This window comes from Proteiniphilum saccharofermentans, from assembly GCF_900095135.1.
Lineage (GTDB): Bacteria > Bacteroidota > Bacteroidia > Bacteroidales > Dysgonomonadaceae > Proteiniphilum > Proteiniphilum saccharofermentans.
Genome location: NZ_LT605205.1, coordinates 3,809,631 through 3,834,873, shown reverse-complemented (window position 1 = coordinate 3,834,873; position 25,243 = coordinate 3,809,631). Strand labels below are relative to the sequence as shown.

General features: G+C 41.7%; 17 protein-coding genes. 11 read left to right on the top strand and 6 right to left on the bottom strand.

Features of this window, described 5'->3' with window-relative positions:
- Positions 1–101: 101 nt before the first annotated feature.
- From PSM36_RS14920 to PSM36_RS14910, 3 genes are all read right to left on the bottom strand, one after another.
- Positions 102–1,547, bottom strand: a complete 1,446-nt coding sequence (locus PSM36_RS14920) for a DUF4832 domain-containing protein (protein WP_076931590.1) — start codon at positions 1,545–1,547, stop codon at positions 102–104.
- 447 nt (positions 1,548–1,994) lie between these two features.
- Positions 1,995–3,098 carry a transglutaminase domain-containing protein gene (locus PSM36_RS14915; RefSeq protein WP_076931589.1) on the bottom strand — a complete coding sequence of 368 codons (1,104 nt, stop codon included), beginning with the start codon at positions 3,096–3,098 and terminating at the stop codon, positions 1,995–1,997.
- Positions 3,099–3,200: 102 nt separating this feature from the next.
- Positions 3,201–5,642, bottom strand: coding sequence for a WD40/YVTN/BNR-like repeat-containing protein (locus tag PSM36_RS14910; protein ID WP_076931588.1), 2,442 nt, complete (start codon positions 5,640–5,642; stop codon positions 3,201–3,203).
- A 451-nt stretch (positions 5,643–6,093) separates the two neighbouring features.
- Here PSM36_RS14910 and PSM36_RS14905 point away from each other — a divergent pair, with 451 nt between their 5' ends.
- The 4 genes from PSM36_RS14905 to PSM36_RS14890 all read left to right on the top strand — a co-directional run bounded on the left by PSM36_RS14905 (position 6,094) and on the right by PSM36_RS14890 (position 11,762).
- Positions 6,094–6,879, top strand: a complete 786-nt coding sequence (locus PSM36_RS14905) for a DeoR/GlpR family DNA-binding transcription regulator (RefSeq protein WP_076931587.1) — start codon at positions 6,094–6,096, stop codon at positions 6,877–6,879.
- A 530-nt stretch (positions 6,880–7,409) separates the two neighbouring features.
- Entirely contained in the window at positions 7,410–8,744 is a 1,335-nt protein-coding gene (locus PSM36_RS14900; protein WP_083711088.1) for a DUF1593 domain-containing protein, read from the top strand.
- 50 nt (positions 8,745–8,794) lie between these two features.
- Positions 8,795–10,258 (top strand): glycoside hydrolase family 140 protein, encoded by a 1,464-nt coding sequence (locus PSM36_RS14895; RefSeq protein ID WP_076931586.1) that lies wholly within the window; start codon positions 8,795–8,797, stop codon positions 10,256–10,258.
- Between the two features lie 196 nt (positions 10,259–10,454).
- The gene (locus PSM36_RS14890) at positions 10,455–11,762 is read left to right on the top strand and encodes an Ig-like domain-containing protein (protein WP_154671042.1); all 1,308 of its coding nucleotides are present in this window, start codon (positions 10,455–10,457) and stop codon (positions 11,760–11,762) included.
- 322 nt (positions 11,763–12,084) lie between these two features.
- Here PSM36_RS14890 and PSM36_RS14885 read toward each other — a convergent pair whose 3' ends face one another.
- The 3 genes from PSM36_RS14885 to lysS form a co-directional block, all read right to left on the bottom strand.
- Entirely contained in the window at positions 12,085–13,434 is a 1,350-nt protein-coding gene (locus PSM36_RS14885) for a glucose-6-phosphate isomerase (RefSeq protein WP_076931584.1), read from the bottom strand.
- 183 nt (positions 13,435–13,617) lie between these two features.
- Positions 13,618–14,613 (bottom strand): NAD(P)H-dependent glycerol-3-phosphate dehydrogenase, encoded by a 996-nt coding sequence (locus PSM36_RS14880; protein WP_076931583.1) that lies wholly within the window; start codon positions 14,611–14,613, stop codon positions 13,618–13,620.
- 24 nt (positions 14,614–14,637) lie between these two features.
- Positions 14,638–16,371 (bottom strand): lysine--tRNA ligase, encoded by a 1,734-nt coding sequence (lysS, locus tag PSM36_RS14875; RefSeq protein ID WP_076931582.1) that lies wholly within the window; start codon positions 16,369–16,371, stop codon positions 14,638–14,640.
- 501 nt (positions 16,372–16,872) lie between these two features.
- Between lysS and PSM36_RS14870 the strand changes: the two genes are divergently transcribed.
- The 7 genes from PSM36_RS14870 to PSM36_RS14840 all read left to right on the top strand — a co-directional run bounded on the left by PSM36_RS14870 (position 16,873) and on the right by PSM36_RS14840 (position 25,241).
- Entirely contained in the window at positions 16,873–17,415 is a 543-nt protein-coding gene (locus tag PSM36_RS14870; protein ID WP_076931581.1) for an NADH-quinone oxidoreductase subunit NuoE family protein, read from the top strand.
- A 10-nt stretch (positions 17,416–17,425) separates the two neighbouring features.
- On the top strand, positions 17,426–20,563 hold the full coding sequence (locus PSM36_RS14865; RefSeq protein ID WP_076931580.1) for an FAD-dependent oxidoreductase: 3,138 nt from the start codon (positions 17,426–17,428) through the stop codon (positions 20,561–20,563).
- Positions 20,564–20,578: 15 nt separating this feature from the next.
- Positions 20,579–22,336, top strand: coding sequence for an NADH-dependent [FeFe] hydrogenase, group A6 (locus PSM36_RS14860; protein ID WP_076931579.1), 1,758 nt, complete (start codon positions 20,579–20,581; stop codon positions 22,334–22,336).
- Between the two features lie 249 nt (positions 22,337–22,585).
- A complete protein-coding gene (locus PSM36_RS14855) occupies positions 22,586–22,930 on the top strand; it encodes a DRTGG domain-containing protein (RefSeq protein ID WP_076931578.1) in 345 nt (114 codons plus the stop codon).
- A gap of 119 nt (positions 22,931–23,049) precedes the next feature.
- A complete protein-coding gene (locus PSM36_RS14850; RefSeq protein WP_076932305.1) occupies positions 23,050–23,460 on the top strand; it encodes an ATP-binding protein in 411 nt (136 codons plus the stop codon).
- 12 nt (positions 23,461–23,472) lie between these two features.
- Complete coding sequence (locus tag PSM36_RS14845) at positions 23,473–24,837, top strand: [Fe-Fe] hydrogenase large subunit C-terminal domain-containing protein (RefSeq protein ID WP_076931577.1); 1,365 nt, start codon at positions 23,473–23,475, stop codon at positions 24,835–24,837.
- A gap of 65 nt (positions 24,838–24,902) precedes the next feature.
- Complete coding sequence (locus tag PSM36_RS14840; protein WP_076931576.1) at positions 24,903–25,241, top strand: hypothetical protein; 339 nt, start codon at positions 24,903–24,905, stop codon at positions 25,239–25,241.
- Positions 25,242–25,243 lie beyond the last annotated feature (2 nt).

Below are 25,243 nucleotides of genomic sequence, written 5' to 3'. Positions count from 1 at the left end.
CTTTTTTTCATTTAAAAAATAATTGAAATTTAAAATAGATATGACCAGTGATAAGAATAGAAATTTTGTTATTTTTTCTGATTCAACCCTTAGCATTTCTATTAATTAATAACTTTAATTTCACCAAGTTGATACCATCCGTCTTCCACTTCACCTTCGAAAGCAAGTTTTATACGAGGTTTGTGTTCAAGTCGGTCAACCAAGGCAATCTGAAGATTGTATGAACCTAAGGGAAGATCCAATGGAACAAAAACATCATTATCAAAGACGATGTCGCCTGGTAGCCATTCTTTTAAATCAAAGTTTGAAACAACCATGATTGCTTCATGCTCGTCTGATGTTAATCTTATTGCAGGAATAAAGTCTTTGTAACAAGGAGCCACACCTTTGTTCTCCCACCAGGAAGTAAATGATAATTTCCCATTTCGTTTGATTTCAGGCGCATATGTAAATCTTCTTAAAACAAAACGATAGCCCATCTTTTTTATCCAGTCATTAACCAAATCCTCCCACTCTTCAGGTACTGGAGAGGATTTTGCATTAAAAGAAGACATATGCCATTTTAAAGACTGATCAAAAATATACTTGACTTCTTCCCTTCCATAACCGTGATTGTCGCGCCACGTTAAAAAAGTACCGCATATTTCAAAACTTACGGGTGATTTTTTCCAACTGTCTTGAACTTCACAATTAATGATTTCACGGGGATAAAAGTCATACATATGTGTCCATCCGTTTTGTTCATTTGCCCAAAATCCCAAATCACCAATACAATCAACCCTCCATCCCACAGGAATTTTAGAGTTAGCATACTTATTCGTTTTTTCGTCCATTAATAAAGCTATCAAAGGAGTCTTAACGAAAGAATCGGTATATGCATTAACAAGTTCCTCACGGGCCGATTGACTTAACAGTTCCGAACCAGCTCCTTCTCCCCATGCTCCTACAATTGAAAGATCAACTGCTTCCAGACTGGGGTGACCATCATATCGCTCTCCCATTTTACGTATAAATCCACCAAAATACTTCCCATAACGTGGATCCTCAGGATCCACAACCCACTTATTTACGGGATTATTGTATTCCCAATCAACATTTGGTCCAACCATTTCCCTATACCAATTTGGGACATCCCTTTCCGTGCCGGTTCCATAAGGTGCAATTCGTATTAAAAGCGTTTGCCCCCTATTCTCTGCAATCTCTAGAGCCTTATCGAGCATATCCCATCGATACACATCCTTTTCAGGATTTACAAATTTCCAATAAACACGCCAGTAAGCAATCGTTGTTGAAGGATAGTCCGAATTAGTAAGATTGCCATCTAATTGCTGATAATCAATAGGATAACCCTCAGTCCAGTAACTTCCCCTATTCAAATCATCTCCATTAAATCTTTGAAAAGTCATAAAGCCTTTCCCCGGATTGTTGAGTACTTTGTCAATCTCTTTTGGCTTTACAATCACAAGGTTATCTGGATTCTGAGAAAAAGATTTAATAGATAATAGAACCAGAAATAGAATCGAAATTAGTTTTAAAGAATATGACATATTTAGAATTCAACTTTCGTAAGCTCCAAAACCCGCCTACGTTAGGTTTACAAAATTTAAGTTCTTCGGGATATTTATATGCTATAATGAGATAAGAGTATACAATTTAAATTGTTTGATAATATATCACAAAATTAATTTACTGATTTTTTTCGAAACTATCGGAATATCTGTTATAAAACATGTTTTCATTATATTTAGTTAATGATCATAATATCAGTGTATTAAAAATTATCCTTTTTGAAAAAAATATTTCGAAATATTTCGAAATTGTTAGAATCGAAGTATTTTTTCGAAAAACTTAGGGTCTCAATAAAGATTTTCTTTATAGGAATAATAGTTTTCATAAACATACTTTTAATTATCGGGAATTATAAACATATGAGTTGATAAAATTATTTTAGGATTGTTTTTATTTTAATGGATGATATGTCTGATTTTCAACAACTACTTTTCAGATAGGATGATTTTGTGTTCTGGACCGGTGACTCCAGCTATATTTGCAGTACGGAAAATAAGCACGTATCTACTTTTATTTAAGTTAATCTCAATTGAATCTCCTATCTGTTGCCAAATCCCCGAAGCAGAGTCTTTCATTTCATATCTACTAAGATTTGGCGTGTTGGACATTAGTTTTATCGAAACTTTATTCCTATTAATTTCAACATTTGAATTTATTGTATTAGGAGTCCATTCAATGTCATCTCTGTTTTTAACCCACTTTCGGTACTCTGGTTTTTCGTATGCCCAGTGAGGATTGCCATCTCTGAACCATATATTATTTTTTGTAAAATCATCTTCCTGCATAATATTCATTTCTTTATGTGCCGGCCAGGCAGTGAACATATTATTATATCCATGAAACTCTACCCAAGTATATGTTTGTGCTCTTCGTTCGCGTTTAGTTCCTGTTTCAGGGTCAATCTCGGTTATAATTCGGTCTGGTCCTTTTACTACAACAATTTCAGCAGCCTTGTTTTTCAAATATTCATCACGAATTTGCATAGCTGATAGTGGAATTCCATTTTTTTCAAAATGGTGATCATATTTAGCATCGGATAAAAACCATTTATTGAAGTCATTCAGCCATATTTCATTAATTCCATGGTATCCGTCAGGACCTCCTTTAACGCCAGGACCTGCGCCTAGAGTACGAGTTACATAACCATAAGCATTCATTATTGCATTTTGAATTTTCATGTAATGTCCACAATGGTAGCCTTGTCCGGATAATGCATAATCTAGCATTTTTTCCACATCACCTTCACCGGGATAACTTTCTTCAAAATCTGATATTCTAACTTTAGATTTTATCCAGTGGCGTAATAAAAGGATACGACTTAACTCATCTGTTTCACCCTGAAAAACAGTATCCAGCTGATATTTTTCAATTAGATGATTAAACTTTGGAGAAGTTAAATCTTCTGATCCAGAGAAGACAGTATTAGGCTTGAACTCTGGATTATCTACTGCAATTTGAATATACTTCTTGTTATTGCAACAAGGCATTAATAAATTTATTGTAACGATTAGTAATGATATAGTTTTCATTGTTTGTTATAAGTAAATTACATTATCATAGATGTTTCGACCTAAAATGTACTCCAGTAACCTTATGATTATATATCGATTAGAACTAATCAGCAGCTTTACTTACCACCAATCTTCAGGCATATTTACAATCCCTTCAAATGTATTTTCAGTCCCTTCTGCAGGACCATAAAAAACGCTACCGCCGAAAGTTGTCAGAAACAACATTCTAGAATTATTAGGGTCTGGTATAGGTTTTTGTCCCCATTTAAAACGGTATCCATTTAATCTTAGCCAGTTTTCACCTGCATCGTCACTTCTGTATGCTGCATCCTGAAACGTATTAATAAAAATTATATCTGAATTCTCGTAACCTGTGGCGGCTGAATTTACTCTTACTCGTTCATCAAATATCTGATACCAGTTTAATCCTCCATCGATGGTCTTATAAATACCCCCATTCTTATCACCATTTGTTGTTTTTCTCGGCCAGCAACTTAGGTACATTATTTGTTCATTATTTTGATCAATTAACAGATCATGAGGCCCATTCACTCCTTCCGGTAGAGCTAAAGATTTCCAGGTGGCAGCATCATCTTCACTATAGTACAAAACTCCATCGATTTGTTCCCCTCTGCTTTTGCCACGACAACATAACAGGTACAAGATACCATTTGTATTTCTGCGAATTTGCCAGGCATATAAGTTATCTTTCAAGCCGTTATTTACTTCAATCCAGTTTTGACCGTCATTTATAGACTTGTAAACTCCTTTGTCAAACACAGTAACATATAGAGTTCTTTTATTTGCTGGAGTGGATGGATCGATTAGAATACTTGTACAGACAGAGTTTTCTGGCATTCCATTATTACTTTTACTCCAAGTTTTACCCCCATCTATTGATAAGGCAATACCACCGCTGTAATGATCAAATCCTCTCAAACTAAACATTTTTTCCCTTGGTAGATCATGTGCATTTCCCCAAACAGACCAAACCTTGTCTTTTATTTCAGGATCAAATTTCAAATCATAACACGTATTTTGCCAGGAATGGGGAATATTAGTCAAAGAATGAAACCAACTTTCGCCTCTGTTATATGTATGGAATAGTCCTATATCAGTGTAACATATAAAATAGTGTTCACTGTCGAATGGATCAAAGTGTACACCATAACAGGTAGTTACATTTAATCCTCCGCTAGAATAAGAGCCATCAGGTTGATTGTGGCTGTAAGTCTGCTTCCAGTTTTTCCCCCCGTCAATTGTTTTATAAGCTCTGCCATTATCACCAGCAAAACATATATCAGGATTTTTTGGTGCAACACCTAAATTGAGGGCTGCTCCACCCCAACCTGGGTCAAAGCTCTCTTCCATCCATGAACCCTCGAAATTATTAGTAATATAGCCCCCGGATGTTGATGCCTTAAGTACAGGTTCCCATTCTTTCCCAGAATTTATAGTTTTATAAATGTTGTAAATTTGCTCAATTTCACCATTTCTGTTTTTTTCTGAAGATGTAAAAGAAATATATGCGATTTTCGGTTGAGTTTCACAAACGGCCAATCCTTCACGAAAAATAGGTACAGTGCCATCTGCTATTGATTTAGTAATTCCTGTATTAATTTGTTCCCAAGTATCACCTTGATCTGAAGATATAAACATACCTCCGCTAAATTTTCCATTTTCATTTATAAATGCTGACTGAATATATATTAGACTCCCTTCTTTTCCTTTTCCTCCTTCCACTATAATTAAGTTATCTATCGGCAATTTTAATTGTTTTACTTCTCCGGTTATCTTGTTAACATGAAACCCCCCATTGTTAGTAAAAACGAGAATCATATCTTTCATTTCTCTTTTACGTATTGGAAAAATCGCTTTAATTCTCTTACCCGGAAGTGTTGATAATAATTCCCAACTCTCACCTCTATTATCAGAAATAACTATAAAGGTGGAATCTCTATTCTGGGAAGAATTACTTTGTGATATATACACTTCCAGTGGGGCAAGACCTAAATATATTCTGTTATTATCTGATGGGTCAACAACAACCTTATCTATTGTTCCATTTATAGCATTATCAATAATATCTGAAGGAAGATAATCATAACTCTGTAATCGTTCTAAGCCTTCTTTTGCTTTGCCAACATCCGGGTATATGATTTCCCAGCTTTCACCCTTGTTAGATGACCGATACAACAGACTTAATCCGGAACCTCTGTCTTCACTGTATCTAAATCCTCGTGTTGCCACATATAAAGTGTTTTGATCAGTTGGATCAAACTCAAAATCAACAGGAACATTCCAAAGATTTTTCATACTCCAGTTCTTACCTCCATCGCATGAAATATAAATACCTGTCATATCGCAATGAGTAATCACAAAGTCGTCATTAAACGGACTGATTGTGGGACTAAATACCCCTCCACCACCGCCTGGACCGACAACCTTCCATTCAGTCGAATCATAAAATCCGGAGTGTTGATGGGGTTTGTTTTTGCAATTTGTAGTAAAAAATATGAGCGCTAAAAAACTTGTGAGCACAATTGGAAAATTCAGTTTCATATAGATATTTTTTATGGAATGTTTTATTTAAATTTATATGAAATATTTAGTCTTTCTTTGAACTCTATTGTAGTAAATATGATTATTGAAGAGAAAATAGATCAGACCCCTGGACTATATGGATATTGATAATCTTTTTTACATCACCAGCAGGACATTGATGGCGGTTGGAAAAAATGTTCATTAACTGCTCTCATATTGTCGCTTGATTTTGATTTGATTACTTGTATCAAAATTAGTTTCAATCGAAAGATCCAAAATAATACAAATGTATGTTGTAAAACATATATCCGGGTGGATGCATTTTAAATAATTGATAAATAGCTATTTATATTTATATTTTATTTTTGATTTTTATTTCGAAATATTTCGAAATAAGCTATTTTATTTAATATGTCTTTCAATATATTTCGTTTCTAAGCAAAAGTATTATATTTGCAAATAAAAAACGATGGAGAACTATTCAACTAACGAGAGAAGGGCTGATATCATCCAGATACTTAATCAAAAAGAGAGGGTGATGATTTCGGAACTATGCGAAAGGTATGGCTTGTCGGAGGTGACTATACGGAAGGATCTAGAAATTTTAAAAAAACGTAATTTACTTTTCAGAATCCGGGGAGGAGCAATTCGTATACCGTCGACGGTTGACGGTAATGATGCGCGTGTAGAGGCAAAAAGGCTCTTCTATTATAAACAGAAAAGAGCGATTGGACGTGTAGCTGCATCATTGATTAATGAGAATGAGACTATTATTATAGACTCTGGGACAACGACCATGGAAATTGCTAAAAATCTGCATAAATTCCATAACCTCACTGTAGTGACCAATGCGATAGATATTGCATTGGAAGTGTCTAAATATGACAGATTTAATGTTATCTTATTAGGTGGTCACCTGAGAGAATCCTCTCTGTCGATCGTTGGCCCTTTGGCTGAATCTGTATTGAAAGTATGTTATTGTGACAAGCTCTTTTTGGGTGTCGACAGTTTTTCGATAGAAAAGGGTATTTCTACACCCAATCTCGAAGAGGCAAATATTAATCAAACGATGATATCCATGGCAAAAGAATCTATTGCTGTATTTGATTCTTCCAAGTTTGACAAAAGAAGTTTTGCATTTATAGCGCAAGTGAAAGATATTGACGCAATTGTTACAGACGAAGACATACCCCCCAAAATAATATCTGAATTGACAAGTAGGAATATTAAGGTTCATATCGCTTCATATCAATAAGGCAATAAAATTGGATAAAATGATGTTTAGCTCTTTTTTTATGGCCGGGATCAGATCAACCGGGAGTTTGTTATCCCGCCTTTATTAACGACCTGATCTCATCCCCCCCCCCCCCGCTATAGTAGGGTGCTAGATTATTGGTCGGGTGGTTCCGGCCCTGTAGGTTATCATTTTTGCAAGGTGGTTTCTGGACGAATTAAGAGGCAACGGGAGATAGAACAATTTTTCGAAATATTTCGAAACGCCAATCGGGTGCTCTTTGTAATACATAATGCTGTTATACAGTTAATTATATATATATGAGTAAATAATGTTTTACAACATATCTTTCGAAGTTTTTGGATATTTCGGAATAAATTATTTTTGATAAAATATTAACTCTACTTTGGTAGATTATATTTCTATAAACAAATGACTGATGAACAGCTGTATCATAAGATCATTCACCGACATATTCGACGACAACAGGACATTAATAGTGCATATCTTATGTAAAATCCGAATCTGTCAAAGTAGAAATAAAATGAATTATGAAAATATTTTTTTTAATATTTATTTTTATCCTATCTGCATTATTGAGTAATGCTGACGAAAACCCCAAAGTAATAGTTCTTACTGACATAGGTGGTGATACAGACGATGAACAAAGTTTGGTGAGATTGCTACTCTATTCAGATTATTTAAATATAAAAGCTATTTGTGCCACCAGTCGTCTCGGACATGGACAAGATACAAAACCGGAACTTATATATAAACAAATTCAAGCATACCGTTCGGTATATCCTAATTTGTTACTTCATTCTTCAAATTTTCTTTCTCCAGATTACTTGACTTCAATAGTTAAAAATGGGCAAGGTGATCAATTTAATATTGGAGACGGTTATGAATCAGAGGCATCTGATTTTATAATTGAAACAATCGATAATGCAGAAAATACAATACATATTTTAATTTGGGGAGGACAACGTGAATTGGCTCAAGCTCTCTGGAATGTAAAAGAAATAAGAACAGAAGCGGAAGTTAGGCAATTTATCAAAAAAATACAAGTTTACGCAATTGGAGATCAGGATAAGCATCGTAATTGGATAATAAATAATTTTAGAAATATCCGTTATATTGCCAGTGGATATATGTTTCCCGATAATTTTGGACTAAGAGAAGTTTCTGTTTACAGAGGGATGTATATGACAGGTAACACATCAATTCAAAATAGAGAATGGGTTAAAACAAGTATTCACGGACATGGAGCTTTAAGTGATTGTTATCCGTTGGATGGGCACGGTACAGATGGAATGAAGGAAGGTGACTCCCCATCATTTCTCGGTTTGATTCAAAACGGGTTAAATATTCCCGAAAAACCCGATTGGGGAGGATGGGGCGGACGGTATAGGTTGTTGCGTAATCACCTTTATACTGATGCACAAGATTTTTTGAATGGCACACTTAATGAACGACATACAGTTTCAAGATGGAGGCCTTCATTTCAACATGATTTTATGACAAGGTTAAAATGGTGTGTTGAACCATTTGATAATGCAAATCATAACCCAGTAATAGTCGTTAATGGTATTTCTGGAAAACAGGCATTGGAAATAAAAGCGGATGGAGAAGAAAAACTAACTTTTAAAACTACAGGAACGTATGATCCGGATGGAGATTCTTTATCGTTCTGCTGGTTTTTCTATAACGAAATAAGTAATACCGATTGTATGTCAGTAGATTATTGCGCAGATGGAAGTTATTGTAGTATAGTAATCCCTCCACATCAAGCAGGTAGAACTATTCATCTAATATTGGAAGTGACCGATAATGGAATTCCGTCTTTGACTTCATACAAACGTATTGTTATACATGTTAATGATTGACATAATGTGAGTTTTCTAATAGTTATAAATTAATTTCAACTCTGAAGCTTATGATCTTACGAATTTTATCTAATTTCCTACTTCTTGCGGTTTTATTTTCATGTTCTACTGTAAATCCGAAACAGCCGGAACAGGATGTTTTTTCTCGTGGAAAATTAGAAGTTTCGGAGAATAAACGTTTTCTGCAACATGAGGATGGCACTCCTTTTTTCTATCTTGGTGATACCGCCTGGGAGCTTTTTCACCGCCTGAATAGGGAAGAGGTCAATAAATATCTGGAAGACAGAGCGGAAAAAGGTTTTAATGTTATCCAGGCAGTGGCATTGGCGGAATTGGATGGACATACCGTGCCAAACCCTTACGGTCATCTGCCGCTTAATGATCTGGATCCTGCACAACCGGCCGTAAAAGAGGATCCTGATAACGATTATTGGGACCATGTAGACTATATTGTTGATAGGGCAAATGATCTCGGAATGTACATTGGTTTCCTTCCTACATGGGGACGTTACTGGCATGATGAGAAATTCCTGATTTTCACACCCGAAAATGCCCGGATTTACGGTGAGTTTTTAGGAAGACGGTATAAAGATAAAAATGTAATATGGATATTAGGAGGTGACAGGTTTGTAACCAGCGACCTCCATTATGAAATAACAAGGGCAATGGCTGAAGGCATTAAAGCGGGTGATGACGGAACACATCTTCTGAGTTTTCATCCGCGTGGTGGAAGAGGTTCTGCAGAATCATTCCATAACGATGCCTGGTTGGATTTCAATATGCGTCAGAACGGACATACCCCTGATTATACAAGCAAGTATAGTAAAACACTGAATGATTATAACAGGGAACCTATTAAACCGGTATTCGATGGGGAACCCTTATATGAAGATCATCCCATACATTTTGATGCTGCCAATCAGGGGCATTCTATAGCTGCCGATGTGAGAAGGACACTGTACTGGAACCTTTTTGATGGTGCATTCGGTCATACCTATGGGCATCATTCGATATGGCAGATGTACGATCCTGAAAAAGAAAGACGTCCTATCAATAATCCGTTAATGTCGTGGAAAGATGCGCTTGACCAACCGGGAGCTTCGCAGATGATCTATGGAAAGAGACTGATGGAATCGCGTCCTTTCCTTACGAGAATACCTGATCCCTCAATTATAGTGAAGGGAGAGATCCCGACTTCAGTTCCCGGGGAGGGTCGTTACCGGTTCGTGGCAACCCGGGATACGGATGGTACTTACGTGATGATTTACTGTCCTGTGGGACGTGCTTTTACTGTCAATATGAAAGTCATAAAAGGAATAAAGATAAAAGCATGGTGGTATAATCCGCGGAATGGAGAAGCAACCCTTTTTGATACATTTGAAAATGTGCAGGATAAAAGAACATTTATTTCGCCCGATAAGGGAGAGTTAACTGACTGGATACTTGTGTTGGATGACGCTGCTTTTAATTATCCTGTACCGGGGAAGAATAACCTTGACAAACGGTTATTATAGCCGTATAATATGATTTTTTGTTTTGCAGTAGTTGATTATTGTTACGTCTCCTTGTTTACTTTTTGTTTATTTGCAATTAAAATAGTACAAAATAATTATGTTATGAGAAAAATTTCGAAAAATATATTCATCGGTAATATAAATACGTCTTAACCTAAGAGTAATTCATAAATCAGAACTGTAATCCAATGGTTTTATGAGATTATATGATTTACCAATTACTGTAATTAGATACATCAATATTAAAATAATTGTGAAAAGAGCGCTAAGCATATTATTAGCAATAAACCTGATTGTTGTGCTTGTTTCGTACGGAAGTGGGAATTCAAGCATAGAACTGACTGTGGATAAGGCTGAAATTTCAGTAAAAGTGGGAGAAGAGGCTCAAGTTAAGATTAAAACCGGCAACGGAAATTATTCTATACAATCTGCCGATGAGACAAAGGTTACTGCCACTGTAAAGGAAACAACGATTATCATAAAAGGAGTAAATGTTGGCGAAACAGTTGTCACAGTGACCGATGGACAAAATAAATCAACAGTTATTAAAGTGATTGTTACTTTTACCAATGTATCACTTGCAGATTCTTATCCAAATGACATAGGAATTGAAAATGACGCTAACGTTCTTTATGTTGAAAAGTTTAACAACGGGATGACAAACATTCTTAGTCGATATGATGATAAATTGAATCCTGAAGGAATGTCGATAGACGAGGTAGACGTACCTACAGGAAGTAAGGAATCGTATTCTTTAAAAATGACCAGTATAAGCGGCGGGGTAAATAATGGTGGTCATTTGTTCAAAAAATTTTCACCGGGATTTAACAACATTATTTATGTCCGCTACTATGTGAAATATCCAACATCGTCAAATGGATATTTTCATCATGAGAGTGTATGGTTTGGTGGTCACAATCCTTCAACTTCGTACACATTTCCCAGAGCAGGCACCTGTGGTTTGGGAGACAGCAGGTTGATTATCTCCTACGAACCTGTTTGGAGAAATTCCCAGGCTCCGGAGGGAATGGATACCTATCTTTATTGGGGAGGCATGCGTAGCTTCAATGAAGGAGAAAACTGTTATGGAAATACAACGATTAATGAAGGTCGTGCAGGTTATAACTCGCCTGCCTCCGAAGAAGCTCCAGTAGTCACGTTTGACGAATGGATGTGTATTGAAATAATGATCAAATTGAATGATCCGGTTACCGCCCATAATGGTGAATTGAAAGTCTGGCAAGATGGTGTTCCTGTCGGTCACTGGGGACCTGGTTTCCCGAATGGCTACTGGTTAAGGGATAAATGGTATAACAACCCTGCTGGTACTCCATTCGAAGGGTTTCAATGGAGAACAGATGTTGATCTGAACATCAACTGGCTTTGGTTCGAGTTTTTTCATGATGATCCCAACGCCCCTTCCAGCTACATCAAATTTGCAAATTTGGTTGTCGCAAAAGAATACATTGGGCCGATTAACAATCCAACAGACGCTACCAAATAAAAATAATAATACCTTTTTCTGAAGTATTTCGGAACGCTGATTGCTATCCCTGCTAATGTATTATGCTATTATATAGACGATCAATAAGTGTATCCACAATATGATGCAACTTTTCCAGACTCTTTTGGTCAAGGGAATCTACCTGTGGGAATATTTGTAATTTTAATTCAGCGGTTGACATTGTTTCTGATTTTTCTCCAAATATAGATGATTTTCTTTTGAAAACCATATAGATAGATGAAAAATCCCTCCTGACCCATTGAAAAAACAAAAAATCGGACAAACATGGGCTTGTCCGATTTTCCAATAGGTGATTGTTGGCTTATAACCTTGCTTTGATTGCTTTGGTTGCTTCTTCGAAGCCCGGTTTTTCCAGCAGGGCGAACATATTCTTTTTGTAAGCTTCTACTCCCGGTTGGTCGAAGGGGTTGATCCCGAGTAGATAGCCGCTGATGCCGCACGCTTTTTCGAAAAAATAGATCAATTGTCCGATATACTTTTCGTTCAACTTGGGTATCTCTATTGTGAGGTTGGGGACGCCTCCATCCACATGGGCGATGCGGGTGCCCAGTTCCGCCATCTTGTTGACTTCATCCACCCGTTTTCCCTCTAAGTAGTTCAACCCGTCGAGGTCCTTGTCATCATGGGGAATCTGTACTTTCTCGTTGGCTTCTCCAATCGTTATCACCGTTTCGAAGATGGTGCGTTCACCTTCCTGTATCCACTGACCCATGGAGTGCAGGTCGGTAGTGAAATCGACCGCAGCCGGAAAGATACCCACATTCTCTTTTCCTTCACTTTCGCCGTAGAGTTGTTTCCACCACTCGGCCAGGAAGTGGAGTTTGGGGTGATAATTCACCAGGATCTCGATCTTCTTACCCCGTTTATATAGTTCATTGCGGATTACCGCGTAGATGGCGGGGAGATTGTAATCGAACGAAGTGGAAGGCACGGTAGCCTTTTCTATCTCCACAGCTCCGGCTACCAGTTTACGGATATCTATTCCTGCTACGGCAATCGGAAGTAATCCCACCGGTGTGAGTACGGAGTAACGCCCTCCTACATTATCGGGGATAACAAATGTTTTGTATCCTTCGGTGTCGGCCAAGGTCCGAAGCGCACCTTTCGATGCATCGGTGATGGCTACAATCCGTTTTCTGGCTTCCTCTTTGCCCACCTTCTCCTCCAGTTGGTCTTTCAGTAACCGGAAAGCGATGGCCGGTTCGGTGGTTGTACCCGATTTCGAGATATTGATGATACCGAATCGCTTGTCATTGAGGTACCGCATCAGTTCGTAAAGGTAGTCTTCGCTGATATTGTTCCCGGCATAAAGGATGACAGGATTTTTGCGGTCTTCTTTTTCCTGTAACCAGTCGAATGAAGAGGAGAGCGCGTCGATCACCGCACGGGCGCCGAGGTAACTTCCGCCAATACCCACTACTACCACAGCATCGCAGTGAGTGCGGAGTACTGTGGCTGCATCTTCAATTTCTCTCAATACCTGATCAGTAATTGAAGAAGGTAGGTCTACCCATCCCAAGAAATCATTCCCCTCGCGGGAGCCGTTATGGAGCGCCTGGTTGCAGGCTGCTGCCTGTGCCGACTGTTTCAGAATATCCTCTTCCGAAAGGAATCCGGAGAGATCTTTAATCTGTAATTGAATCGTATCCATTTTTTGTTGATTTGTTTATTTGATTGAAACTAGAAATTAGAAGTCTGAAGTTGAGAAGTCAAGAATAATAATTCTTCATTATTTAGTCTTATTAAATTCCTTCGCTTCCCACTTAGGGGCCTTCTCCCCGGTCTCCCATTCACCCGGTCTCCCCGGTCACTTTTCCGCTCTTCCTCTGATTTTTCAGAAGAAGTCGATCAGCTTCTTAATGCCATTTTGTGGGGAGAGCTTTTCGTAAAGTATCCGGTAGACCGTTTCTGCAATGGGGATATCGATGTTGAAGCGGCTGTTCAATTCATGGATACACTTTGCCCCGTAGTATCCTTCCGCAATCATCTCCATTTCCAGTTGCGCTGACTTCACGGAATAGCCTTTCCCGATCATTGCTCCGAGCGTTCTGTTCCTACTGAACTGTGAATAGCCTGTCACAAGCATGTCTCCAAGGTAGTGCTGTTCGGTGATGTTGCGTTCAAGCGGAATCACTCCATTGAGGAATCGCGACATCTCCTTGGCGCAGTTGCTCATCAGCACCGCCTGGAAATTATCGCCATACAACAATCCCTGGCAGATACCTGCAGCGATGGCGTAGATGTTCTTCAGTACGGCAGCCAGTTCAATACCCACCACATCATCCGAGACGGCAGCCTTGAGTATTCTCGAGTTGATGGCTTCCGAAAGCAGTTTCGCCTTTGTCTGGTCTTTGCTGGCAACGGTCAGGAATGAGAGCCGTTCCAATGCCACCTCTTCGGCATGGCAGGGGCCGGAAAGCACGCCTGTATTTTCGATAGGAATCTTAAAATTACTGGCAAGGAATTCACTCATCACCATGTTGTCGTTTGGAATGATCCCTTTCAGTGCCGATACCATGAATTTTCCTTTGAAGGTATTGTTCCAGATACGCCGGAAATATTGTTTCACATAGGGAGAAGGGATAGCGATGATGATGGTGTCGGAGTCCTTGATTGCCTTTTCCAGATTCGAATAGAAGGTGATCTGGGCCAGGTTGAATTTCACATTGGGCAGATAGCCGGGGTTGTGGCCGAGCTTATAAAAACCCTCTATCTGATCATCCCGCCGGATGAACCAGTTCATATGCTTCTGGTTCATCAGTACGATTTTTGCCAGCGCCGTTCCCCATGTTCCGCCGCCCAGAATACAAATTTTGCCGATAGAATCCATTATATGTTTTTTTACAATCAGGCTTTAAAGTTCCGAGGCATTAGCTACCCATGTTTTTACCTCATCAGGAGTAGGATTGACCAAATTCAGTTTGAATTTTTTATTCAATCCACATATCTCCTGATGGAGTTTGTTGGGATTCAGTTCTTTGAGACTTTTTACCCGGATATATCCCGCCTGCTGAAGCGGATCGACCCACTCCTGCGGGATACCGATGTCGGTATAATGTGATGCGGCATCTTTTTTGACTGTTTTTTCCGGACGCATCATCGGGAAAAGCAGCACTTCCTGTATAGAGGTTTGTCCCGTAAGCAACATGGCAAGCCTGTCCATCCCGATACCCATCCCTGATGTGGGGGGCATGCCGTATTCTAAGGCGCGCAGGAAATCCTGGTCTATGAACATTGCTTCATCGTCTCCTTTCTCCGAGAGCCGGAGTTGCTCTTCAAATCGTTCACGCTGGTCAATCGGATCATTCAGTTCCGTATAGGCGTTGGCCAGCTCTTTCCCGTTGACCATCAGTTCAAACCGTTCGGTCAGGTCAGGATTTTCACGATGGCGTTTACAGAGTGGTGACATCTCGATGGGATAGTCGATGATAAAGGTAGGCTGTATATATTTTCCTTCGGCTTTTTCACCGAAGATCTCGTCGATCAGTTTGCCTTTACCCATGGTCTCGTCCTGTTCCACATCCAGCTGTTTACATATATCACGCAGTTGAGCCTCGTCCATTCCACTGATATCAATGCCGGTGTGTTCCTTGATGGCGTCGATCATGGTAACCCGTCGATAGGGCGCTTTGAAATCGATCTCCGTATCACCCACTTTCGCTTTTGTCGTCCCGAGTACTTTCATCGTAACGTGCTCCAGCATCTGTTCGGTGAACTCCATCATCCACTTATAATCTTTATAGGAAACGTATATTTCCATTACCGTGAATTCCGGATTGTGCGTCCGATCCATCCCCTCATTGCGGAAGTTGCGTGAGAACTCATAAACACCCTCAAGTCCGCCCACGATCAACCGTTTCAGATAAAGTTCATTGGCGATCCGGAGATAGAGTTCGATATCGAGTGCATTCATGTGGGTGATGAATGGTCTCGCTGCAGCTCCACCGGGAATATTTTGCAGTACGGGGGTATCTACTTCCAGATAGCCATAGCCGTTAAAGAATTCACGCATGGCATCGAAGATGCGGGTACGCTTTACGAAAATATCTTTTATACCGTCATTCACTAACAAGTCTACATACCGCCTGCGGTACCGTAATTCGGGATCGGAGAATTTATCGTACGCCACGCCGTCTTTCATTTTCACGACAGGCAGCGGTCTCAATGATTTTGACAACAAGGTGAGTTTTTCTGCATGTACGGAGATCTCCCCTGTTTTGGTGCGGAAAACGAAACCCTCAATTCCGACGAAATCACCTATATCAGTCAGTCTTTTGAAGACGGTGTTATAGAATTCTTTATCTTCATCAGGGCAAATATTGTCGCGCGTAATATAGACCTGAATACGACCTTTGGAGTCCATTAACTCAATAAAGGATGCTTTCCCCATGATCCGGCGGCTCATGATCCGTCCGGCAATACTTACTTTACGCTGCTCGGCGTCGTCGTTGAATTCATCTTTTATCTCGGTGGAATAGGCATTTACATTATACAGTGCGGCGGGATAAGGTTCCACTCCCAGTGCTCTCAACTCTTCCAGGCTTTGCCTGCGTATGATTTCCTGTTCACTCAGTTCTGAATTATGCATAAATAGGGTCTTTTCTCAGCCATTTTTATTCCAAATAAATTTATTCCATTCACACATAGCGAAATAAATCATCTTTGAATGTGTGCGGATAGATGATGGCTCTTTGGCTGCAAAAGTACAAAATAATTCATAAATAAACATAGATATTTGCTATAACATTGTCAAACAGATTTGTTTCTGTTTATTGTTTATTAAGCGAATTGCTTTATTTTATCCGGTTTGAAAAGATTAACCATGCCAATTTCGGAGGAGCCTTGTTCTTATGGTTTTTATACACCATAGATAATGGCATTGAACCTCGGATTAAATAGTAGATTATCAGATATATTATGTCTGTTGTGTAAGATTGGGGAATTTACCGGAAAATAATTAAAGAAAAATTTCTTTAATCGATATAAGTGTATTATATTTGTAGGTGTAATAGTATGGTTAAGCCAAAGAAGCCGTCTGCCCGGTATAATTGTCGGTTGTATTGTATATACATAATAAAAATCTGTCTTTATGAAAACACTGACCTATGTTCCTGTTTCAGAAGCTCTCCTCGATGAGATCATTGAAAAGCACCGGGGAAAACCAGGGATGCTGCTTACGACGCTGGAAGAGATACAAGAGAAAAACCACCTGAAATATCTTCCCGGCGAAACGTTGGCTGAGATCTCAAGAAAAATGAAAATACCTTATACGCAGGTATATAGTGTAGCCTCCTTTTATTCTTACTTCAACTTAAAACCACAAGGCAAGCACACTGTTGTTGTCTGCAGGGGTACAGCTTGTCATACCAAAGGGTCGAAAGCCCTGCTGGATGATATCGCCGCTATTCTGGGTTTTAAAAGGGATGAAGACGATACGGAATCCTCTTATACCACTCCCGACAATCTGTTTACCATCAAAACGGTAGCTTGCTTCGGGCAGTGCGCCCAATCTCCTGTTGTTGAAGTGGATGGGATTATTCACAGCAATGTGAATTCACAGAAATTGCTGAATATACTGGACAAACTGAAAAGAGGAAAGTCCCGAAGAACCGGTAAAAATAACTTAACATAGTTTTAACCATATGAGACCGTCCGAGATCAAACTAATAAAAGAGCAGCAGCATCAGGAAAGAATACTTCCTGCCATGCCAATGATACTGGTAGGGATGGGGACTTGCGGCATTGGCAATGGAGCTGATACGGTTTATCGTCAGATCCGGAAGCAAATCACAGATACCGGGATCGATTGTAAACTCAAACAGACAGGATGTTTCGGTTTTTGCGCCGAAGAGCCGATGGTAATGCTTTACCAGCCCGGTAAACCGATGCTGGTCTACAGCAAAGTGAACGAAAAAGACGTAAAACATATCATCGAAAGCCTGGTGAAGAATACGATCTGCCGTAACAAGCTTTTGTGCAGGATAGACGAATGGGATTTCCTGACTTCAGAAGTGAAATTTGGTAAAGGGTATCAAGATATTCCGCATTGGGACGAGATCCCTTTTTTTAAAGGGCAGCAGAAAGTAGTGTTACGCCATGCCGGACTCATTGATCCCGAAGATATCCTCGATTATATTGCCGTAGGAGGATACAATGCCCTCGTCAAGGTGCTTGCCGGTTTTGAGCCGGCTGACGTGATCAGCGAGGTGATGGAGGCGAAGCTCCGCGGCCGCGGAGGCGCGGGTTTCCCTACCGGTAGAAAGTGGTCGATCATGCAAAAACAGGAATCCGGTCAGAAATATATTATCTGCAATGCAGATGAGGGCGACCCGGGTGCCTATATGAACCGCAATGAGATCGAGAGCGACCCGCACATGCTGATCGAGGGCATGTTGATAGGTGCATACGCCATGGGAGCCGATAAAGGGATAGCGTATGTGAGAGCCGAATATCCGCTTGCCGTGAAACGCCTCAAAAGTGCCATCAGGCAGGCTGAAGAATTTGGGCTGTTGGGTGAAAATATCCTGGATTCCGGCTTCAGCTTTAGTCTGGATATTGTGGAAGGCGCCGGAGCATTTGTTTGTGGTGAAGAGACGGCACTGATCGCTTCCATTGAAGGAAAGGCCGGACGCCCGATGCCCCGCCCTCCCTATCCTGCAAGCAGGGGATTGTATGGAAAGCCCACGAACATTAACAACGTGGAGACATGGTGCAATATACCTGTCATCATAGAGAAAGGGAGTGAATGGTTCAGCGCCATCGGTACGGAGAAAAGTACCGGTACAAAAGTATTTTCGCTGGTCGGAAAAGTGAAGAATACCGGACTGGTGGAACTTCCGCTGGGCTCTAAACTGGAACAGTTTGTCTTCGGTATAGGTGAAGGGACAGGCACTTCCAAGCGGGTAAAAGCGGTACAGACAGGCGGCCCTTCGGGAGGCTGCATACCGTTGGAGTATTTTTCCACACCTGTCGACTACGAGTCTTTGAACAGCATAGGTGCCATCATGGGTTCCGGCGGTATGGTCGTGATGGACCAGGACAACTGCATGGTAGATGTGGCACGTTATTTTCTCGAATTCAATGCCGGGGAATCGTGCGGAAAATGTACACCCTGCCGCGAAGGATCCGCACAGGCACTCGCTATCCTTACCCGCATCACAAGGGGGCAAGGGACTCCTGCCGATTTGGCCGTGCTGGAGCTCCTTAGCGGTGTCATCAAAGATTCGTCGCTTTGTGCGCTCGGGCAGACCACACCCAATCCGATCCTGACCACATTGAGATATTTCAGGCACGAATACGAGGAGCATATCAGAGAAAAACGTTGTCATGCAGGAACGTGCGAATCGTTGTATATGGCATTGTGTGAAAACAGCTGCCCGTTGCACATGAACATCCCCGGCTATATCGAACTGATAAAAGAAGGCAGATATGAGGATGCTTTTGAGCTTACACTGCGCGATAATCCGCTGCCGGGAACGATTGGCAGGATATGCCACTTCCATTGCCAGATGCGTTGCCGGCGTGAGATGCTGGATCAGCCGGTTTCACAGGGAGAGATCCACCGCTATCTGGCGGACACCATGTATCAACTCGGGAAAGAGAATGAGATCTATCGGAAGTTGGTCAAAGAGAAACTACCTCCTACCGGAAAACGGATCGCCATAGTGGGCGCCGGACCTGCCGGGCTTACGGCCGCATTTTATCTCGTACGCTTAGGGCATGAGGTTATCGTTTACGACGCCTTGCCGGAGGCCGGCGGAGTGCTTCGCTTTGGCATTCCGCAATATCGTTTACCTAAAGAGCTTCTGCAGAAAGAGATAAAGGTAATTAAGAAGCTGGGGGTTCAATTCAAATTCAATCAACGATTGGGAAATAATCTCTCGTTGACGGATCTGAGAAAAGAGTCTGACGCTATTTATATGGCGATTGGAGCATGGAAAGATGTCGATTTGAATATTCCGGGTGAAGATACAAAGGGTGTCCTTGCCGGCACTGAGGTTTTAAAAAAGATCGCATCAGGTAAAGTCCCCGGGCTCGGCCGGCATGTAGTGATCATCGGTGCCGGTAACGTAGCCATCGATGCTGCCCGCAGTATCCTGCGAATGGGTAGGGATGTGACTATTGTGTACCGACGCGAAAAGAGTGACATGCCAGCCAATGCCGTTGAGATATCCGAGTCGGAAGAAGAAAAAATAAAATATCGATTCCTCTCATCTCCCCATGAGATCATTGCCGATACCTCCGGACAGGTCAGGGCGCTGCGGATCGAAAAAATGTCACGGGGAGGCATTGACCGTTCGGGAAGAAGGAAACCTGTTCCAACCGGGATATTGGAAGAAATTCCCTGTGATTCCATTATTCTGGCTATCGGGGAGCAGGTCGACTCAAAGAGTTTGGGGGACAGTCTGGATATGGAAAAAGATGGCAGAATAAAGGTGGATGCGTTCACCTGTCAAACATCTGATCCGAAGATCTATGCCGGCGGCGATGCTGTCAGCGGTCCTTCAACCGCCGCAGAGGCAATGGGGATGGCAAAGAAAGCCGCTGCCTCTATTGACAAGGCGCTGATGAACGAAGAGAGATTCCAGCTTTTGTCGCGTGAATTCCATTATGGAAATCAGGTGCCCATGAATCCGAAGCCAAGCCCGAAAAACGTGGCCAGAAGACTCTCGGTGAAAGACAGAATGAATAATTTCAATGAGATCTCATTCGGATTTACGGGTGAACAGGCCCGTAACGAAGTGGAGAGGTGCCTGAGGTGTGATGTCAAATGTCAATAGGTAAAATCGCATATTATGGAAATCAGGATAAATAACCGGGTTGTTCAGGTAGCCGAAGGATGTACCATCTGGCAAGCCTGCCGTTCGGTGGGCATTCATGTGCCTTCTTTGTGTTATCTGAAGGATGTATCTCAAAATGCATCCTGCGGAGTATGTGTAGTAGAGGTGAAAGGGGCCAGGTCTTTGTTGCGCTCCTGTATCACAAAAGTTACCGAAGGGATGGAGATATCGACCAACAGCCTGCGTGCGATGGAAGCCCGGAAATTGAATGTTGAACTGTTATTGGCCAACCATCCGCAGGATTGCCTGGTCTGCGACCGGAACGGAAACTGTGAACTGCAGCAGTTGACCTTTACATTGGGTATCAATTCGAAACGGTTTGTACGGACCCGCAAAGAGTATTACGCAAAAGATGATTCCTCTCTTTCTCTGGTCCGTGATCCTGAAAAATGTATCCTTTGCGGACGTTGTGTTGCCGTCTGCAACAATATACAGGATGTAAAAGCGATCGATTTCTCGGGACGAGGGTTGAAAACAAAGGTATCTGCTTTTCTCGATAAAGGATTGGGGAATGTCGTCTGTACAAATTGCGGCCAGTGTGCCTTGGTTTGTCCAACGGGAGCTATCACTGAAAAAAGTTCGGTAAGCGAAGTGTGGGCAGCGTTGCAGGATCCGGAAAAGGTAGTGCTGGTGCAGACTGCACCGGCTGTCCGTGTGGGCATCGGAGAAGCAATGGGCATGCCCTATGGGAGCCTGGTCACGGGACAGATGGTGGCCGGCCTGAGGCGGCTTGGATTCTCACGGGTCTTCGATACCAATTTCGCGGCAGACCTCACTATTGTGGAAGAGGGAAACGAATTGCTCCATAGGATAAAAAACGGTGGCACATTGCCGATGATCACTTCCTGTTCACCTGGATGGATAAAATTTATCGAGCATTTTTATCCGGAACTATTGGGGCATTTGTCCACCTGTAAATCTCCACAACAGATGTTCGGCGCGGTAGCCAAAACCTATTATGCAGAAATGACAGGTATTGATCCGCGGGATATCGTAGTGGTATCCATCATGCCCTGTACCGCCAAAAAATATGAAGCACGCAGGCCTGAAATGGACGGCGCATTCCAATACTGGAAAGAAAAATTGAACCTTACGGAAAAAGAACGCTTTTTTGATGTGGATTACTCCCTCACAACCCGGGAGCTGGCACGTATGTTTCGTGAAACCGGGATTGAATTCACACAACTTCCGGAAGAGGAATTCGACAGCCCGTTGGGCGAATCTACCGGTGCGGCAGTTATATTCGGCTCCACGGGCGGTGTAATGGAAGCGGCATTGAGAACTGCCTATGAGCTTTACACAGGAAAAAGGCTGGACAATATCGATTTCAGGTCGGTCCGGGGCTTGCAGGGGATAAAAGAAGCCGACGTCAATTTGAATGGAACCATATTGAAAGTGGCGGTTGCCCACACACTAAAAAACGCCGGTATATTGTTGGATCAGATTAAAAATGGCACATCTGCGTATGCTTTCATCGAGGTGATGACATGCCCGGGTGGTTGTTTGGGGGGAGGAGGCCAACCCATACCGACCAATGCGGAAATACGTGAAAGGCGTGCCGCATCCATTTATTTTGAAGATGAACATAAGGCGATACGTAAGTCACACGAAAATCCGGAAATAGCAAGGCTATATAAGGATTTTCTCAATGAACCCCTGGGTGAGAAGTCACATCATCTCTTGCATACGCACTATGTGGAAAGAGGATATTAAAAATTTATTGAATTTAATTACTGAAAAATTTCTTTAATCTAAGGAAAATGTTTTACTTTGTGAAATGTAGCGGGGAATTGTTTTAATTATCTAATAATCAAATTATTAAAAAGATGTCTTTTGCTCCGCAATATTACTTTTACGAGGTTGTTTCTGATAAAATAGTAGTAATATGATATAAATAGTTGCGAAATAACACTTTCAGGAAACATAAGGATAGCTGTTTTCGTACATTGTTTGAAACAAAAAATGAATTTACACCAGGTAAACGAAATTATTAACGGTACAATTCAACTCGATTGTAATACATTCCACGATTACACAAATGTTTTCGCTTCAGATCTGATGAGCGATGTACTGCGTTATTATATGGAAAACACGCTCCTGATAACAGGATTGTGCACTCTGCAGGCGATCCGTACTGCGGAGATATCCAATATTTCCTGTATTATTTTCGCTCGCGGTAAACGGATATCGGACGAGATGCTTCAACTGGCGAAAGAAAACAATATAGCGATCATTGAATCCGGATTGACTGTGTTTGAAATTGCCGGCAGGCTTTATCAAAACGGATTGAAACCGGTTCGGGAATGAAATGGGTATAAAAGTCGATTTAATGATCCCGACTAGTCGGGACAACTTGTCCCGATTTATCGGGAAGTAGTGATGATGTACTGATTTTGACAATTGACAATGAATAATTGAAAGATCAATTGAAAATAGAGCACCACATAGAGGGGAGTAATTTCAGTGCCGCAGGTAGTGCGAGTTCGGAAGTGAAGAAAACGTTGAAACAGTTCAATATTTCCCCGCTTTTGTTGCGAAGGATCGCGATAGCGCTTTATGAGGCAGAGATGAACGTAGTAGCTCATGCTTGCCGGGGTGTCATGAGTGTGGATATTCAACCGTTCTGTATCCATGTTGTGGTTGAAGATGAAGGTCCCGGTATTGAAGATATTGAAAAAGCCATGGAAGAGGGGTTTTCTACGGCCACGGAAGAGGTTCGCCAGATGGGATTCGGAGCGGGAATGGGACTGCCCAACATCAAAAAGAACAGTGACGAGATGACGCTTACTTCCATCCCCGGTGTGGGCACACGGCTGGAATTTATAGTTAATATTTGATGAGGTACTGTTATGAAAGACAGGAACTACACACATTCCATACAGATCGATCCTGACAGGTGTACCGGATGTTCCCATTGTATGCGTGTGTGTTCCACACAGGCTATCCGGATCATGGGCGGATATGCGCGTATACAACCCGAAAGATGTGTCGATTGCGGTGAGTGTTTCCGTGTCTGTCCGCAGCGGGCCATCTATGCCAAGGATGATGGTCTTGGCACCCTTCCGCCGGAAAACTATAAGATCGCGCTTGTACCCTCCGTTTTTATCGGCCAGTTCCCTTCGGAATATTCAGCTACCCAGGTTTTGAGTGCCGTGAAACAGGTTGGGTTTGATGAGGTATTCGAAGTAGAGCAGGCCGTGGATTTCATGAAGGAAGCTTATCAGGCCGTGGCGCAACAAAATCCTTCGCATCCGCTTATCAGTTCCTATTGTCCTGCGGTTGTACGACTTATCCAGGTGCAGTATCCTTCACTCACCGGGCAGATCATGCGGTTGAAAGCGCCTCATGATATTGCCGCACTTTATCTCCGGAGATCAAAAGAGAAAGAAGGCCTCGCCCCGGAAAAGTTATCCATTTATTATGTTACTCCCTGTGCTGCGAAAACTGTGGCTGCCCGTGCACCGGTAGGAGAAGAGAAATCACCTATCAACGGGACTGTCAATATGACGGCAGTTTACAATAAAGCATCCAAGATATTGTACGGCTTTAAAAAACCGGGATTACATAAAACCTTCGCCAATATGAGACCCGATTCCGTCAACTGGTCGTTATCGGGAACCGAAAAAAAATATTTCCCCGGAAGAGGGCTTGCCATCGACGGGATGGATAATGTGATCGAGTTTCTGGAAAAACTTGAATCGGGACATGTTTCCGATATCGATTTTTTGGAGATGCGTGCCTGCGACCAGGGTTGTGCGGGTGGTATTCTCTGTCCCGGGAACCGATTTCTGGCAGTGGAGCGGTTGGAACATCGGCAGAAGAGATTGCAAAAACTGAAAGATGCCGATAACGGAAGGGTGAGAAACCCTCTGATGGAATACGAGAAGATACTTCATACAATGTCGGGTGTCGATCCCGTTTATCCGCGCGACGGCCTGCTGCTGGATGAGGATATAGAAAAAGCCCTTATCAAACTGCAACGCATAGAGAGGCTGAGGACCTATTTCCCCGGTTTCGATTGCGGTGCCTGTGGCGCACCCGGTTGTAGAAACCTTGCGGAGGACATTGTGCAAGGGAAGGCCAGTATCTCGCACTGTGTGTTTGTGCAGCGTGTGATGGAGAAGAATTATAAACTGAGTCCCGACCAGGCCTTTGTAGTTATAGAGAAAATATGGGGGAAGGGACGGCTCGATAAATATGTGGATAAGGTGTAGAAAGACTGGGAGGACTGGGAGAGTGGGGAGTAGGAAGGTGAAAAATAAATTATGAATTATGAGTTATGAAAATAAGCCTAAATAACCTGAAAGAAAAATTGAATTATGAGTGCCTGTCCGGTGAAATATGGCTCGACAGGGTTGTGGACGGCGCTTATGTCTCCGATTTGCTAAGTGATGTGATGGGCAAGGCGCAGTCCGGTATGCTCTGGATTACCTCACAGGTGCACAAAAATATCGTAGCGGTTGCTTCGTTGAAGGAGTTGAGTGCCATCATCGTGGTGAACGAACGGAAAGTGGATCTGGATGTGCTGGAGCAGGCCGAATTGGAAGAGGTGGTCATCCTTGCATCGAAGAAGCCTGCCTTCGAAACGGCGGGAGAACTGTTTCGGGTTATTCAGTAGTT

Excerpts from the sequence above, each read along its gene's own strand:
- PSM36_RS14865 (WP_076931580.1), top strand. The coding sequence starts at position 17,426 with ATGAGACCGTCCGAGATCAAACTAATAAAAGAGCAGCAGCATCAGGAA.
- PSM36_RS14890 (WP_154671042.1), top strand. The coding sequence starts at position 10,455 with ATGAGATTATATGATTTACCAATTACTGTAATTAGATACATCAATATT.
- PSM36_RS14915 (WP_076931589.1), bottom strand. The coding sequence starts at position 3,098 with ATGAAAACTATATCATTACTAATCGTTACAATAAATTTATTAATGCCT.
- PSM36_RS14910 (WP_076931588.1), bottom strand. The coding sequence starts at position 5,642 with ATGAAACTGAATTTTCCAATTGTGCTCACAAGTTTTTTAGCGCTCATA.
- PSM36_RS14855 (WP_076931578.1), top strand. The coding sequence starts at position 22,586 with ATGAATTTACACCAGGTAAACGAAATTATTAACGGTACAATTCAACTC.
- PSM36_RS14845 (WP_076931577.1), top strand. The coding sequence starts at position 23,473 with ATGAAAGACAGGAACTACACACATTCCATACAGATCGATCCTGACAGG.
- PSM36_RS14905 (WP_076931587.1), top strand. The coding sequence starts at position 6,094 with ATGGAGAACTATTCAACTAACGAGAGAAGGGCTGATATCATCCAGATA.
- PSM36_RS14895 (WP_076931586.1), top strand. The coding sequence starts at position 8,795 with ATGATCTTACGAATTTTATCTAATTTCCTACTTCTTGCGGTTTTATTT.
- PSM36_RS14870 (WP_076931581.1), top strand. The coding sequence starts at position 16,873 with ATGAAAACACTGACCTATGTTCCTGTTTCAGAAGCTCTCCTCGATGAG.
- PSM36_RS14840 (WP_076931576.1), top strand. The coding sequence starts at position 24,903 with ATGAAAATAAGCCTAAATAACCTGAAAGAAAAATTGAATTATGAGTGC.
- lysS (WP_076931582.1), bottom strand. The coding sequence starts at position 16,371 with ATGCATAATTCAGAACTGAGTGAACAGGAAATCATACGCAGGCAAAGC.
- PSM36_RS14885 (WP_076931584.1), bottom strand. The coding sequence starts at position 13,434 with ATGGATACGATTCAATTACAGATTAAAGATCTCTCCGGATTCCTTTCG.
- PSM36_RS14900 (WP_083711088.1), top strand. The coding sequence starts at position 7,410 with ATGAAAATATTTTTTTTAATATTTATTTTTATCCTATCTGCATTATTG.
- PSM36_RS14880 (WP_076931583.1), bottom strand. The coding sequence starts at position 14,613 with ATGGATTCTATCGGCAAAATTTGTATTCTGGGCGGCGGAACATGGGGA.
- PSM36_RS14860 (WP_076931579.1), top strand. The coding sequence starts at position 20,579 with ATGGAAATCAGGATAAATAACCGGGTTGTTCAGGTAGCCGAAGGATGT.
- PSM36_RS14920 (WP_076931590.1), bottom strand. The coding sequence starts at position 1,547 with ATGTCATATTCTTTAAAACTAATTTCGATTCTATTTCTGGTTCTATTA.